Source organism: Paenibacillus sp. FSL R7-0652, assembly GCF_038595045.1.
GTDB lineage: Bacteria > Bacillota > Bacilli > Paenibacillales > Paenibacillaceae > Paenibacillus.
In genome coordinates, this window is record NZ_CP152001.1 from 1272482 (window position 1) to 1287542 (window position 15061).

Genomic DNA, 15061 nt, shown 5'->3' on the forward strand with positions numbered 1-15061 from the left:
TTTTTTTGAATCGTATATAACGACTAGAGGAGCAGGTCTTAGCGATCTGCTTTTTTTGTAATGTAAAAAAATAGGCTTTACAACACTATATCACTAGTGTACTATGTAACTAATACAGTGACACGGAAAGGAGCGAAAATATTGTGCCTATAGATTTTGACAACAATCTGCCAATTTATCTGCAGATTATGCAGCACATCAAACGGCAGATTGTAACCGGAACCCTCCAGGCAGGGGATAAAATTCCTTCGGTTCGTGAACTGGCTGCCGAACTGCAGATTAATCCGAATACAGTACAGCGTACATTTCAGGAACTTGAGCGGGAAGAAGTGGTTGAAACAAAGCGGGGGTTGGGCAGATATGTAACAAGTGAGGAGAGGAAGATCATGCTGATCAAAAAGGAAATGGCCGGTGAACTGCTGGATCGCTTTCTCACCGGAATGCAGGAACTCGGAATTGAAGAGCAGGATATTGTGTCCATTGTGACGGACGCTTTGGCAGAAGGTAGTCAGAAGAAAGGGGAACAGACACATGAGTAACATACTTGAACTTAAGCAGGTCAACAAAGTATACGGCAGGAAGCAGGCATTAAATAATGTCTCACTCCATATCGCTCCTGGACGAATCGTAGGACTGCTCGGCAGCAACGGCAGCGGAAAAAGCACATTGATGAAACTTGTTGCAGGTTTGCTTCATCCTGCAAGTGGAAGTATTGAGGTCACGGGCCAACCGATCGGTCTGGAGACGAAATCGCTCGTTTCATTCATGCCGGATCGTCCATTAACCGAGAAATGGATGAAGGTAAGGGATGCGATTGCGTACTACCGTGATTTTTTTGCAGATTTTGATGAGGCAAAAGCACGGGAGATGCTGGAGTTCATGAGTCTCGCAGAGGATGATCGTGTTAGTCACCTGTCCAAAGGCATGAATGAGCGACTGCAGCTAACACTGGCATTGTCTCGCAAGGCGCGATTGTATTTGCTGGATGAACCCATTGGCGGAGTCGACCCGGTAGCCCGGGGCAAGATTCTGGATGCCATTGTTAAGTTTTACGATGAGGACAGCAGCCTGATCATTTCCACACATCTGGTGAATGACATTGAACGCATTTTTGATGAAGTGATTTTTATTCGGGAAGGCAAATTGGTGATGCATGAGGAAGTCGAGACAATAAGGCTGAAACATGGAAAAAGTGTAGATGAGATGTTCAAGGAGGTCTATGCAGAATGATGACATTGTTGAAGTATGACTTTAGAAGAAACTGGAACACCCTGCTGGCAGGAGTCGTGCTCCTGATTATCGTTCAGCTGGCGCTGACCATATTTGTATCTGGCGTCACTGGAAATGTGCTTGGTATCATGGCATATGTGGGAGCAGGTGTGGCGATTTTTGTGAAAATGATTAAAACCTATACGGCAAACATTCGCTCCTACAATCGACGTCTTATCCCGGTAACGGGGCTGTCTCATGTCATGTCGCCTATCATTTTTGGTGCGCTTTGCGGACTAGGCCTGCTGCTGCTTGGTTTTGTCCACGTCTGCCTGTATGTCACAATGAAACTGGAGCTGAGTTTGTTAGCGTTTTTTGATGTACCGAATATAAATATTGCTGAAGTCATGAGTACATTGTTATTTACAGGCTGGATTGTTTTATTTATGACGATCATTGTCTTTTTCTCCATTAGCGTCGCAGGCACTTTTCGCTGGAAAACAGGCCCATGGATCGGGATCGTCACGTTCTTGATCTTAATCAACCTGCTTAGTTGGCTGGAGAATGTTGTTTTTGAAGGGAAGTTCAGTCCCAACGATCTGTTCCAGTTCACCGAAGAAAGCACGGGCATCTCATTTTCAGCCAACGGTGTCATATGGGCCGATGGTCGGTGGGGAACTACACTGTTTGAAATGGCGCTTGCTGCAATTCTAGTGTGGGCCATCATTTACATGAACAATAAAAAAGTAGAAGTCTGACCCCTGCGTCAGCAAAAGAATACAGGACGGGTATAACGGGCGGCGAAGCTGCTCGTTTTTCTTTTTGGAAGAAATGATAGGATATATGCACCCTATTCCAGATTGAATACGTAAATTTATGTATAATGACTGCGAATAGAGTAATAAAAGATGGATTAACATGATGAGCATCATTAGACAGGGCAAAAACAGGAAGGAGATAGAGATATGCAGTTATACTTCAGAGATAATTTTTTCAATGCCGGATATACCGAAATTTTGAATGCCGATCAGGAGCGGGCAGGACACCTGGATTTGAAAAGTGTATTTGGATCATCACTCGATGTGTCGGATGAAACGGGGCTGGTCTGCAGCGGTAAATTCCGCATGTTAACGAATCGCTGGGACGTGACGGCAGCCGACGGTACACATCTGGGACTGCTGCGAGCAAGATTCAGTTTTTTCAGCAAAAAGTATGAATACGATGCGGGCTCGCGCGGCATCTATGAAGTGTTTGCTCCGGCATTTTCCCAGGAATATGATGTGACCGACGGAGCCGGACGTATGGCAGCAAGCTTCCGCCGAACAAGCGGCTGGTTTAGTTCCGGAGCATTTGTGCTGGATAACCAATCTGAATACCTGGACACTTATGAATTGGTTGCTGTGGTCATGGGAGTGCATGCCATTAATAAAAGACGGAATGCAGCGAACAGCAGCAGCTCTTCATAAATCCCCGGCAGCATTCCGTCTGTTTGGCTTGTAATGTTCAGCACATCAGATCAGGCTTCCTTGTTGTTAAGCCAGCAGTAGGCAGCGGATTATCTATGCTAATCGCCCTGTGAAGCCGTTCCTTGATCCATCTGCCCAGACTCGGACTGCGCGTAACGTGCCAGTACTTTGGCAGCCGTTTCGGACATACGTTCCTGCAGGGCGATGTGGTTGCTGATTCGGACGCGCTTGCCAAGAAAACGCATTTTGGACAGAACGTAATCGATCTCGTTTCGAGGAACCGTTAGCAGAATCCGGTACAAGTGATCTGTTTCGTTGTACTCGACTTGTCTCTCAAAGCACGAGAAAGCATACAGAATACGGGATAATTCCGCATTGAACTCCGGAAGCACCTCGATGGTAATCGTCGTTTTGCGTTTCTCGGTGATCAGGGCTATGCTCGCTTTGTATCGAGCTGCGGCCTCCGGTTGGATAGGCCGAGGCTCCAGCCTGGTGATGCTGTGCAGCTTGGTGGACATTAACCTCGCAAAATGAGGCGCATACCAGAGCACATACCATTCCTTTTTAACCATCGAATATTCGAGCTTATACGGAAATCCGAACTGCTCCTGACCTATGCGTCCGCTGCGAATACGTCCTGTCATCTGAAACCCCTGGCCGTTGAGTATCATCTGCCGTAACGGTCTCAGCAGCGGATGGGAGACGCTGTTTTCTTCGCTCTTGGCTTTTTCGGTCAGGTAGTCCTGCAGATTCAAGTGCTGTTCGCCCTCCAGCATGCTGTTCAGTTTGGCCAGAACTGCTGGACTCAGTGCCTCTTGTGCCGCGGGATGTTTCATCATCATGCGCAGCCAGGCTCTTTCTTGTGAAGTCCAGGTGAATAATCCCGTCTCATTCAGCCTCGTCATGATCTGGTAGTTGAACATTTTCTCGAACAGGTTCATAATACGCCGCAATCTCCTTCCATTCCTCAATCATCTCCTGGCGCAGCTTAGGAGGAGCCAGAATCTCGCAGCTGGAGCCAAAACTGCGCAGCCAGGGCTTAATTTCGGTGGTGCCGTTGACCTGAATTTCATACAGAAAGGTCTGATCCGTCTCCGGGGTAATCGTTCCCCACTGTCCCTGCAGCTTCACGCGATCCAGAATAAAGTTGCGCTGACCATCTGTCGGATGGAAAAAGCGCGCCTGCACCGTCACCGTACGCCCCGTATCGACAAGCCAGCTGAACCGGCTGATCTCCGCCCATTCTTGTTTCAACTGCTGCATATGCTCTTCTTCGATAGAGTGAAGCTCCTCGAGCTGGGTGATGCCCTCCATACGAAACTTTACGAATCTTCGCCGGCTCTGATACCCGATCACATACCAGCGGCCGTACTGATGATCATAAACCACCTCAATCGGAATGATCCGGTTAGAGCTCCCACCAGCCTCGCGTTCGAACTTCGGATTGGTATTTTGCGAGCTGTAGCTGGACGGTTTCTTTGGTGAAAAATACTTAAACTGCACACGTCTGCGCTGGCGGATTGCACCGAGTATGGTATACAGATGTGCTTCGTCCAGAATACGTGAATAATAATGGTACTTATAAATATATGGCTCTGTTGCTTCTTCCTGCTGATAATTTGCCTTAATTACTTTTTTCAGACTATCCCGTAATAAATATCCCTGCACCGATGGAACCTGCGTATTCGCCATAATGTCCACGAAGTCGTACAGTTCCAGCTGCTCCTCCGGCGTCAGCTTGGTCAGCACATCCTGCTGCAGCGCATATCGATAGGGACGGCCGCCAGGTTCTCTGCGAATGGCGCCCACTTCCTCCAGATACTTTAGATCCGAGCGGATCGTTTTCTCATCCGGCAGAGCCAGTTCCTCCGGCAGGTCCGCGCAGCATGCATCAAGCAGTTCCATTGCGGTCAAGGCAGCATCCTGAAGTGTACGTAAAATAACAGACAGGCGCTCCACTTCGGTTTCTTTCATGGATTTGGCGCGAAAAAGGAAGAGCAGCAGCGGCTCGGCAGACTCGCCGTATTGAAATCGGACAAGGTCCGTTATCTCCGATCCGCCCTCACTGTCGGTGTGCGGGTCTGTCAGGCTTTGGCGAATGTCTCGCAGCTTGCGCTGTGTTTTATCAAAGGTATGTACAGAGATGCCCAGTCGTTTGGCGTACTGCTGACGGTTATATGCACCGCTGGTCAGAGACAGCATCCGCAGGAACTGAATCTCTTTGTCGAAGCTTTCTTTAGCCATGTGTCTCACTCCCGATAGGACTGTGTTTCTTTCATTGTAACAACATAAACGCCTGCTTTCATCGCAAAGTTGCTCTAATCGCTCGAAGAAGCCCAAAGTCGTCATACTTTCACCATGTTCGTGTAACCAGGTGTCAAGCATAATTAGGGTGTGAAGCGGGGCAGTGAAGAAGCTCGGCGGATCTGAATTCCGAGGCGCCTGGGAGGGTTACTTCGACTGTTAATCGACCGGGTCGTTGGTTCGAATCCAATCGCCGCCGTTCGTGGCGGTGTAGCTCAGCGGTAGAGCAGGTATAACCTTCCCCCTTTTTCCTCGGAAGTATTTCATAAAAGCAAAAACGAATAATTTATAACGCGAGAAACTATAGAGCTGTTATCGACAGATTTAGTTAAGATCATATTTCGTTCTGCATTCAGGAGGTGATGTGTAATGAGCAGAGCCAAATCATTATTTAATGCACCTCGATCCGTGCTGCATCATCATGATGAATATACAGCATATGAGCGGCTGGTGGAGGAACAGTATATTCAGATGCTGATGACAAACACAATGAATAATACGTTCTATGCAGATGAACATCAGCTGATGCAGGAAGCAGCATACAGCCATCAGGAGATGGCTGAACTGGATACGGGCTTCATGTCGCGAGCCTTGGTGTATGCCCGGAATGAAGGGTTCATGCGTCTGCAGCCTCTGTACGGGCTGGCTGTATTGTCCGGATTGGACCCGAAGCAGTTCGGGAAAGTGTTCTCCCATGTCGTGAAGACGCCGGCGGATCTGGCGGATTTTCTAACCATTTTGAGAGGAAGCGGACGGGGGCAGGGGGGACGTGCAGTGAAGCGGCAGATCAATCAGTTTCTGAACGAAATTAGTGAATACTGGGTGATGAAATATAATGGACGCGGGCGTGGTTACAGTTTGAGTGATATGGTCGCCACCGCACATCCCCGTCCAAAAGATGAGAAGCAGCTGGCCTTGTTCCGATACTTGCGAGGACATGAGACAGACCTGGCGTTACTCCCGCAATTGCAGGCACTGCAAAAGCTGAGAACGACACGTAATCCGGCCAGCCAGATACACCAGATCGAGAAGGGAAAGCTGCCGTATTCCGTGGTGACCTCCATTCTTCAGCCAACACGCCAGATCTGGGAAGCCTTGATGTTCCAGATGCCGATGTTTGCCATGCTGCGCCATTTGAATGCGATGGACCGTGCCGGTGTTTTTGCTAAGAAGAAAAATATCGCTTACGTCACCCGCCGTCTAACTGATGCTGAGGCACTGCGTCAATCGCGTATACTGCCCTTTCGCTTTGTCAAAGCATATGAGACGGTGCAGCGTACAGAACTGCGGGAAGCCCTGGAACAGGCTGTAGAGCTGTCCATTCACAATTTGCCACCACTGCCGGGAAGAACAGCGATCTTTCTTGATCGTTCCGGCTCCATGCAGGGAGACTATTTACGTATCGGTTCCGTGCTTGCCTTGGCACTGTACAAACAAACCCGGGGCAGTTCGCTGTTCTGGTTATTTGACCAAAGGGTTCAGGATGCTCACCCCGCACTGGATAGAGCCATTTTGGCCCAGGCAGATCAGATTCGTGCACAAGGTGGAACGGATACGGGAAGACCTGTACGAGAGCTGCGGGAAGCTGAAGAGAGGGTGGATCGGATCATTATGATTACGGATGAGCAGCAAAATGAAGGCAGTCCATTTTACGCTGAGCTTGAACGATATCGGCGGACAATGAATCCGCAGCTGCAGGCCTTCATTGTGGATATTACCCCGTACAGACAGGCGATGGTCCCGCCGAGGGACGGGCAAACTTTTTATATCTATGGCTGGAGTGAAGCCGTGCTGACTTATATTGCGGACACCATAACAGGATACGAGACGATTGCCGAGCGTGTACGGAGCATAACACTTTAGATCGTTTGACTCGATCATAGTGCCGGACTTCACAGCAATGTTTAAATCGGTGGACAGAGGAGGAGAGCGAGATGACACATGTAGATCAAACGATGAGAGGTATCATTGCGGGACAGCTCGCTCAGATTGAACAGGAGGAGCAGGTTCGCATCATATATGCCTGTGAGTCAGGCAGCCGCGCGTGGGGATTCCCTTCGCAGGACAGTGACTACGATGTGCGTTTTATTTATGTAAGGCCCTTGGCGTGGTATTTATCGATTGAGGATCAGCGGGATGTCATTGAACGTCCAATCAGTGATCAGCTGGATATTAACGGATGGGATATACGCAAGGCGTTGAAGCTGTTCCGCAAGTCCAATCCGCCCCTGCTCGAGTGGCTGCAGTCCCCGATTCAGTATGATGAGCGGTACAGCGTTGCAGAACAGATTCGGGCGATATCACCACTGACTTTTTCGCCAAAGTCATGTATGTACCACTACCTCAATATGGCCAAAGGCAATTTCCGCGATTATCTGCAGGGAGAACAAGTAAAGATCAAAAAATACTTCTATGTGCTGCGACCGCTGCTCGCCTGCAGCTGGATTGAGCGTAATGAAACGATGCCTCCTATGTCCTTTGAAGAACTTGTAGAGGCCCTGATACCTTCGGATACATCGCTGTATACGGAGATTCATGAACTGCTGCGGCGGAAAAAAGCAGGAGAAGAGATGGATATGGAACCTCAGCTTCCAGCGATTCAGGCGTACATTGCAGCGCAAATTGCACATGTGGAGAAGATAGTTGCTGGAATTGGAGGGCATGACGCTGTGGAGTTTGAAGTATTAAACCGGATCTTTCGAACGGCTGTGCAGGAGGTCTGGGAGAGAAGGAATGAAACCCCCGAGGAATGAGCGGACGAACTCATAATGGGCTGATTATTAAAGAGCTGTGGAGTGAAGGACATCGGCATCAAAGGAACAGCGCCATTCTTAAAGTAAGATTCAAATGAGAGGAGGAGAAGGTATGCATCTGATTATAAAAGCAAGCGGAGCCAGCGCAGGGATGGTATCCCACCTGCTCGCCAAAAATCCTAACAATTTGTATGACCGGACAGACAAGGGCGTGCGTGTGCGGATCGTGTACACCAAGGCCGAAGAGCAGGTGACGGAGGTGCTGATTCACGCCGAGCCTGATCCTGTTGATCTGGTCAGGGGTACGCCGGATGGATATGATATCACGCAGTATATTAATGACCGGGAGTTTGTGACAAGCAGCCTGTTCTGCTCCTACATTCGTGGAGCTCTGGGAACTGCGCTGAATGGCAGACCAAAGGAAGCTTATGTTCAATGGGTCGACCATGCGTTTGAACTGGAGCTGACGTTTGGGCCTGCAGCATCCGATCTGCCAGACCGTGTGGTGGAGGAGCTGTTTTCACCCTTGGGGTACGAAGTGACCGTAGGACGGGGAGAGTCGGCGTATTCTTTTGATCTGAAAAATAGAAGCACGGTCCGTCACATCACGCTTCGCGGTAAGCAGACGATACAGCAGGCACTGCGCCAGCTGTTCCTGCTGATTCCGGTGCTGGATAATTACAAGCATTATTTCATCAGTGAAGATGAGATTGATAAAATCAAGCGTTATGGCGAGGGTTGGTTAGATGCTCATCCGCTCAAGGAACTTATCGTTAGGCGCACGCTTCTTTTTGCCGAACTGATTCGGACCTATGAACGCCAGCACGGGCCGTTAACTGCTGAACCCCATGGAACTGCTCAGGCAGGAGAAGCAGACAGTGATCTGGAGGAGAAATGCACTTCAGATTCTGCAGCAGCTGAAGATACCGCTGTAAGTGCATCCGAAGTGCCCTTGCGGTTAAATGAGCTTCGCTATCGTGCAATCACAGACATGGTGACTTCATTGCCGGATAGAGCACGTATTGTAGATATGGGTGCAGGTGAAGGCAAGCTGTCTGCCCGACTCTCTTACATCCCGGGCGTGGAAACCATTCTTGCCGTGGAGCCATCAGGCCAATCCCGTTTACGGGCGATGGACCGTTTTGCCAAGCTGCAGGATCGGGCCGGGGTCCAAGCTGTACCCGAGCTTATGCTCGGTTCACTGTTTTATTTTGACGAGCGGATGCAGCATCAGGATGTGATGATTCTGTGTGAAGTTATCGAGCACATTGATGCGTATCGTCTGGATGGTATTATGGATACCATTCTGAACGAGTATCAGCCTAAAGTACTGCTGGTTACAACACCGAACAAGGAATATAACGAAGTATATTCGATGGAACGTGAGCAGCTGCGTCACCATGACCATCGCTTTGAATGGACTCGCGAGGAGTTGGACTTCCAATGTTCACAATGGGCAGCGAAGGGAAGTTACGACTATGAGATCAGAGGTATCGGAGAGAATAAGGAAGGATTTGGGCAGCCGACACAGCTGGTGAAATTCACACAGAGGAAGGAGGGTCACGCATGAGAAAAAACACACAGCCGAATACGGACAATCACGATCGTTCACACACCGGGCCGTGCCGAGATCAGCCGCATCCCGCGGATAATGTCCAGCACAGGCATCAGGATAAACCATCGTACAGACAGCGTGAGATTCAGCTGCCGCATGCAGGAATTATTGTGCTGATTGGTCCGTCGAACAGCGGTAAAAGCACACTCCTGGCAGGGCTCGTGGAGGAAGGGGTTATTCGCTCTACAGAGGTGGTCTCATCTGACCAGTTTCGAATGTTGATAGGAGACGATGAGTATGTAGAATGGAAGCACCGGAATCGCAGTGAAGCGGATGTACTGTATGCGGAGTATCAGCAGGTATCAGCCAAAGCTTTTGAAGCAATGGAGGCAGTGCTCGCAGCACGCTGTCGTCTGAACAAGCTGACCTGGGTGGATGCAACGCATCTGTATCCCGAGGATCGGGAACGGCTGATCCATCTGGGACGTCAAGCCCATGTACCTGTCATTGCTGTGGTGCTGGATGTGCCGGAGCATGTACTGCTTGAACGGGATGACAAGCGCAGACATCCGCGTGGGCGTCAGCGGGTAAAGCAGCAGGCGCAGCAGTTCAAGCGTACGCTGCGATCCATCCGTGATGAAGCTTTCGATGCCAGTTATGTGCTGAAGCATCCGTACCCGGTTACATTTCTTCGCACAGCGAATCCGCTGATGGTCGATATGGGAGCAGGTGTTGACATCATTGGTGATATCCACGGTTGTTATGATGAGATGATGGAGGTCATTCATCGTCTGGGTTACGTGGACGAACAAGGCGACGGGATCATGCGCCATCCATTGGGACGAAAGCTCGTTTCTGTCGGTGATGTCAGCAGCCGCGGGCCGGAATCGTTACAATGTTTGCTTTTCTGGGAACGCCATTGTGCCGCTGGGCTTGCTTACATGGTGGACAGCAACCATGGCTGGAAGATAGCGCGTTATCTGGATGGTCGTGATGTTACATTAAGTCATGGGGATGAGCGGGTAGAAGCAGAACTGCGGCAGTTGGAACAGGAGCAGGGCAGTGATGAGGCCCAAAAGATACGAGAAGCGTTGAGATGCTTTCTGCTGCATGCGCCATCTCACCTGGTGTTTACACGAAATGGGGTAAGACAGGTTGTAGTGGCCCATGCCGGGATTCGGGATCATTTTATCGGCAAGCAGTCGAAGCGTATTCAGGATTACTGTCGTTATGGCGATGTGGAAGGAATGGATGAAAAGGGAAGACCCGTGCGCAGAGATTGGTATGTAGATCATACGTCTGGTGAATGCATTGTCTGGGGACATGACCCAAGACCATACCCTACGATTGTGAATGATACTGTAAATATTGATCAGGGTGTTGTGTTTGGCGGGATGCTGACGGCGTGGAGAATGCCGGAACGGGAGTCGGTTAGTGTACCTGCGAAGCAGGACTACGCTCAGGATTCAGATAGTCCATTGAAGCGATGGGAGCAGCGGCGCTTTGCACCGCCGAACATTCGCAAGTTTAAGGACGGTTTTACTGTTCAGACAGGTTCACGGCTGGACGTCACTGTGCAGGGAGAATTGGCGCAGACGGCAGTGGATACGTTCTCCCATTTTACAGTGCCGCTGGAGGAACTGGTGTATATTCCGCCAACGATGAGCCCGCCCCCGGGTCAATGTTCCGTGGATGGGTTCATGGAGCATCCAAGGGATGCATTCCGTTATTATCGTTCGCAGGGTGTGACCCGCATGGTTGCGGAGAAAAAACATATGGGCAGCCGGGCTGTGCTGCTCCTGTTCCGTGATGAACAGGCGGCAGTACAGCGTGTAGGCAGACCTATGTTGGGAAGCATTGTCACTCGCACAGGTCGATCCTTTTTTGATCAAACGACGGAGAAGCAAGTGCTCAACAGATTACATGCGGACCTGACTGCAGATGGTTACTTTGAACGGTATCAGACCGAGTTTGTCCTGCTGGATGCTGAGATTGTACCTTGGAACCTGAAAGCTCGCGAGCTTATTGCTTCTCAATATGCTCATGTGGCTGAAGCGGCTCTGCTGGATCGAAGCGCTGTGGCGGACAAGATTCGTGAAGCCGTGACTGCAGGCCGCGATACTGCGGACTGGCTGCAGGAAACCGAGGTTAAGCTGGAGAATGCCCGGACATTCCGGGATGTCTTCCAATATTACTGCTGGGATGTAAATGATATTGACGACATTCGCATCGCGCCCTTCCATACGCTGGCACACAGCACGGAAACGTTCTGGGAGCACACACATGAGTGGCATATGAAGCAGAACCGTGAGCTGGCTCAAATCTCGGAACTGATGATGGAAACGGAATATCGTGTCATTACGGACGAGGCGGATGAGCAGGAGATCGTTCGCTGGTGGGAGGAGATTACAGCGGAAGGCCATGAGGGGATCGTTATCAAACCCGAGACGTTCCGCAGCTGGAACGGTAACAAGATGATTCAGCCTGCCCTCAAAGTGCGGGGACGTGCATATTTGCATATCATCTACGGCATGGATTATCTGGCTCCTGAACATATATCCCGCCTGCGTAAACGCAAAACGTCTAAAAAGGAAAGACATGCGCTGCTTGAAAGCGCTCTGGGTATGGAGGGGATCGAACGTTTTGTGCGCAGAGAACCTGTAGAGCGGATTCATGAATGTGTACTGGCTGCTTTATCTCTCGAATCGGAGCGTGTGGATCCGCGTTTGTAAAAGAGGTTAGAGACGATAAGTGCATTCTGGGTTAATGATATGAACCGATTTATTCTGTGTGCACCGTCGTAATGGTATAAACCTGAGAAGGAATGGAACTGGATGATTCATCATTCGGAGTACATTCCTTTTTTTGTTGTTTATTTTTAACGGCATAAACGGTTTGTTCTTCACTTTCTTTGCTTGTTTATTGCAGTCATGGGATGGTATTTTTTCCTAAATCTCACCTTTATATGTACCGATAGTAATGGTGAGTTTTCAGTATAACTGACTCAGAAAGGAAGCGAAGCGTATGTTTAAAAGTGTTGAGAATGAATTGGAATTTGCCATGTTCAACGGAATATGGACAACGGTCTGGACCGAGAAAGGATTTGAGCTTGAGTTCTCCGAGGAATTTCTGGAAAGGTATGTGGTGGTTACCGAGGAAGGTCACTATGTAGGTTCGATTGAAATCAAACCATACGGCGAAGAAAGCCTGATGAACGAAATTGGGCCATTTCTGGAACATCCCTTGATTCAGGCGGAAATGGGTAACATTGCAGAGATCGATAAACTGGCCATTTTGTCGACCTTTCGGGGGCGATATGTCACAGATTTATTATCTGCGATTGTGCATTATGCAGAGATGAAGCAGATCAGTTATTATGCCATGTTACTGGAGCCTGTGTTAATGAGAGCCTTGCGAATCTCTTATCATGTGCCGGTTCAGAAAATCGGGGGAAGAGTATTTTATAAGGGGGAGGATGTGATTCCGGCTATTGTGAATGCCCGGGAAGTGTACACGCATAAGGAACGGTTTCCGTGGCTTGTACCATCAGAGAAGGCTGCAACCAAAACTTCAATTTAACTTCGTATATCAACGTATTTAAAACATTATATATCTGTTTTTTGCTATTGAATTTACACGGCATATGAACATAACTATTGCTGCCTGCACGGACAAAATGAGGCCTAAAGGGCCTCATTTTTATGTGGGGAAGATGGGAGGTTTGGATCAGTCTGAAGCACCAAAGGCCTATATCTAATCTTCCTGTTCTGGGTAATAATTATAAAAGGAGCATTGGAATCTCACTAAGTAACGATAGGGGGTAACCTGTATGGCGTCATTGATTTTGTTGGTGAAACAGACGGAGGACGATGAAAAGGTTATTTATCGATTCGGACCAAATGAGCGGAAAATGGGACTCATTGAAATGAACAAGATTAAGGAAAGTGTGAAAGAACTGGAGCCTGTTCAGGTGGAAGGGATCAGTCCCAGCTTCTTTTTCAACCGTGCTGCTCAGTGGCTTGTGCGATGTTTATTCCGGGAAGGCGGCAAGTTTCCGGAGCGAACCACGGTTGAATCATAGTCCATCGCAGGTCTTCCAGCAATAAGGCTGATCGGACCATTGGGATAGCATCAGGTGCAGTTCAAGAGGGGCTGTATAGAAGAAGTCCAAGCGCAGCGGTGAGTCGCTGTACTTGGACTTCTTCGTGTTGGATGTTCATTTAAGAATGAGAGACCGGGATAGCGGAGTGATCAATCCAAGCCTGCAGCTGACTGCGAAAGGATGCTGCGGAATGTTGGGTAATCTCGATGCTGGCATCATTTTCGCTGCCGGAGTGATCTTTGGAAATGCTCCAGAAGCCCTGCTCGGTATGAAGTAGGAGCAGGGCTTGATCGGGCAAAGGTATTTCCGTTTGGTCGCTGGTGTAACGAATAATACTTAGGTTGTCTACTTGGCGATCAGATGCTTCAAAGGACTCGTGCCAACGTAATAGCAACTCACATGATTCGGAGGGCAGTCCCCAATCACTCGTTAAGGAATCCAAGGAAGTAGGATTCTCGTTAGTAAGTACATTCCATTGTTCTTCCGTTATTTTAAACCGAGTAGGATGCTCAATGAATGGCTGCTGCTGACCCGTGTAAAACTGGAACAGCTCTTCCTTCCATTCCTTCGGTTCTGTCCAGGTGAACAGGTGCACACGTTGATCCACGGTCAAGTGATATAAGTATGTATCGTTGTTATCTGTATCTTGATGAATGGTTAATACCTTTTCTTGTCCGAGGCTGTCCGAATAGGCACGAATCATACTGCGGCTTTGAGCAAAATGCATCAGCATCTTCAGAAACTCCGGCTCGAGTTCAACCTCCGTTTCTTCCATACGTACGATGAGTCCTTTGGACAATAAACTATGAGAAGCAGCTCTCAGAACAAGCTCCCAGTGCTGTTCAGTTAACTCACCATACATCGGTTTTAGAAGCCCGGCGGCAATGTCTTCTGCTCCAAGGGCAGCAAGCGCAAACCCGAATTCCTCAATGGACAAGGTTACTAGAGGTCTAGTCATGAGTGTAATCTCCTTCTTTCGATTAGCTGAATATTACAGGTGAAGTATATTAGTTGTCTTTATATTGATGCCAGTACTGACGCAGCATCCCTAAATAAGTGGTTAGTTCTTTGTCAGTGAGCATATGAAATGTGTTTATATCTTGAAACTTATTATGGTGTAAATGAAGCCGGTAAAAGGGAGGTGAATGTTGCGCCCATTTACGGAGAAAAGGTTGTTTAAGTTCAATTCTCGTAATCGTTTTCCAAGGAATAGACGTACCGTTGTTTAGTAGGACTTGTGTTTTGTCCCAACGAACGAGTATAGGTTCCTTAGCCAATGCAATCCAAGTTAAAGATAACCAAGCTGGTCCAAAGAACCAAAAACATAGAAATGAAGCCGAACCGTAATAAACATATTGAAAGAAGCTGAGGTCAGCGGTCAAGATTTCATATAGAAGTATGCAGGCAATCAAAATTAGAATAAAACAGACGAAGGATTTGTAAAATGCTGTTTTTCTAGTATAGGTTATGGACTCCATAGTTCCTCCTCAATGGAAGAGAATAAGTATGTCTACTTTAAATAAGCTGCTCACCCAACGTCTGTCTTATATTACTTATCCACCTTACGATGTTTATTTTGAGACCAGGCTGTACGTAACATTTTTGCACCATCTGTAAATTGTTTATTTGTTAGCAGATGATATGTGGACATATCGACACATGATCGATCTAA

General features: G+C 48.5%; 14 protein-coding genes and 1 tRNA gene. 11 read left to right on the forward strand and 4 right to left on the reverse strand.

What is annotated here, in order from left to right; all coding sequences use genetic code 11:
• The first annotated feature begins 143 nt into the window (after positions 1 to 143).
• The 4 genes from MKY97_RS05605 (at position 144) to MKY97_RS05620 (ending at position 2675) form a co-directional block, all read left to right on the forward strand.
• A complete protein-coding gene (locus MKY97_RS05605; RefSeq protein WP_342554513.1) occupies positions 144 to 539 on the forward strand; it encodes a GntR family transcriptional regulator in 396 nt (131 codons plus the stop codon).
• On the forward strand, positions 532 to 1230 hold the full coding sequence (locus MKY97_RS05610) for an ABC transporter ATP-binding protein (RefSeq protein WP_342554514.1): 699 nt from the start codon (positions 532 to 534) through the stop codon (positions 1228 to 1230). The genes MKY97_RS05605 and MKY97_RS05610 overlap by 8 nt, the downstream gene beginning before the upstream one ends.
• Positions 1227 to 1967: a hypothetical protein gene (locus MKY97_RS05615; RefSeq protein WP_342554515.1), complete on the forward strand. Its 741-nt coding sequence runs from the start codon at positions 1227 to 1229 to the stop codon at positions 1965 to 1967. The genes MKY97_RS05610 and MKY97_RS05615 overlap by 4 nt, the downstream gene beginning before the upstream one ends.
• Positions 1968 to 2174: 207 nt before the next feature.
• On the forward strand, positions 2175 to 2675 hold the full coding sequence (locus tag MKY97_RS05620) for a hypothetical protein (protein ID WP_342554516.1): 501 nt from the start codon (positions 2175 to 2177) through the stop codon (positions 2673 to 2675).
• Between the two features lie 98 nt (positions 2676 to 2773).
• Here MKY97_RS05620 and MKY97_RS05625 read toward each other — a convergent pair whose 3' ends face one another.
• Together MKY97_RS05625 and MKY97_RS05630 are read right to left on the reverse strand one after the other, a co-directional pair.
• On the reverse strand, positions 2774 to 3616 hold the full coding sequence (locus tag MKY97_RS05625; RefSeq protein WP_342554517.1) for a WYL domain-containing protein: 843 nt from the start codon (positions 3614 to 3616) through the stop codon (positions 2774 to 2776).
• The gene (locus MKY97_RS05630) at positions 3564 to 4919 is read right to left on the reverse strand and encodes a WYL domain-containing protein (protein ID WP_342554518.1); all 1356 of its coding nucleotides are present in this window, start codon (positions 4917 to 4919) and stop codon (positions 3564 to 3566) included. Before MKY97_RS05630 ends, MKY97_RS05625 begins: the two co-directional genes overlap by 53 nt.
• A gap of 159 nt (positions 4920 to 5078) precedes the next feature.
• Here MKY97_RS05630 and MKY97_RS05635 point away from each other — a divergent pair.
• From MKY97_RS05635 to MKY97_RS05665, 7 genes are all read left to right on the forward strand, one after another.
• Positions 5079 to 5178, forward strand: a tRNA-Asn gene (locus MKY97_RS05635).
• A 170-nt stretch (positions 5179 to 5348) separates the two neighbouring features.
• Positions 5349 to 6842 (forward strand): TROVE domain-containing protein, encoded by a 1494-nt coding sequence (locus MKY97_RS05640; protein WP_342554519.1) that lies wholly within the window; start codon positions 5349 to 5351, stop codon positions 6840 to 6842.
• Between the two features lie 71 nt (positions 6843 to 6913).
• Complete coding sequence (locus tag MKY97_RS05645) at positions 6914 to 7732, forward strand: nucleotidyltransferase domain-containing protein (protein ID WP_342554520.1); 819 nt, start codon at positions 6914 to 6916, stop codon at positions 7730 to 7732.
• Between the two features lie 112 nt (positions 7733 to 7844).
• Positions 7845 to 9302 (forward strand): 3' terminal RNA ribose 2'-O-methyltransferase Hen1, encoded by a 1458-nt coding sequence (locus MKY97_RS05650; RefSeq protein ID WP_342554521.1) that lies wholly within the window; start codon positions 7845 to 7847, stop codon positions 9300 to 9302.
• Positions 9299 to 12019, forward strand: coding sequence for a polynucleotide kinase-phosphatase (locus MKY97_RS05655; protein WP_342554522.1), 2721 nt, complete (start codon positions 9299 to 9301; stop codon positions 12017 to 12019). The genes MKY97_RS05650 and MKY97_RS05655 overlap by 4 nt, the downstream gene beginning before the upstream one ends.
• Positions 12020 to 12311: 292 nt before the next feature.
• On the forward strand, positions 12312 to 12866 hold the full coding sequence (locus MKY97_RS05660; RefSeq protein WP_342554523.1) for a GNAT family N-acetyltransferase: 555 nt from the start codon (positions 12312 to 12314) through the stop codon (positions 12864 to 12866).
• Between the two features lie 250 nt (positions 12867 to 13116).
• Entirely contained in the window at positions 13117 to 13368 is a 252-nt protein-coding gene (locus tag MKY97_RS05665; RefSeq protein ID WP_342554524.1) for a hypothetical protein, read from the forward strand.
• Positions 13369 to 13507: 139 nt separating this feature from the next.
• On the opposite strand, the gene MKY97_RS05670 is transcribed toward MKY97_RS05665, so the two are convergent.
• Together MKY97_RS05670 and MKY97_RS05675 are read right to left on the reverse strand one after the other, a co-directional pair.
• Positions 13508 to 14347 carry a hypothetical protein gene (locus tag MKY97_RS05670; protein ID WP_342554525.1) on the reverse strand — a complete coding sequence of 280 codons (840 nt, stop codon included), beginning with the start codon at positions 14345 to 14347 and terminating at the stop codon, positions 13508 to 13510.
• A 49-nt stretch (positions 14348 to 14396) separates the two neighbouring features.
• Positions 14397 to 14867 carry a hypothetical protein gene (locus MKY97_RS05675; protein ID WP_342554526.1) on the reverse strand — a complete coding sequence of 157 codons (471 nt, stop codon included), beginning with the start codon at positions 14865 to 14867 and terminating at the stop codon, positions 14397 to 14399.
• Positions 14868 to 15061 lie beyond the last annotated feature (194 nt).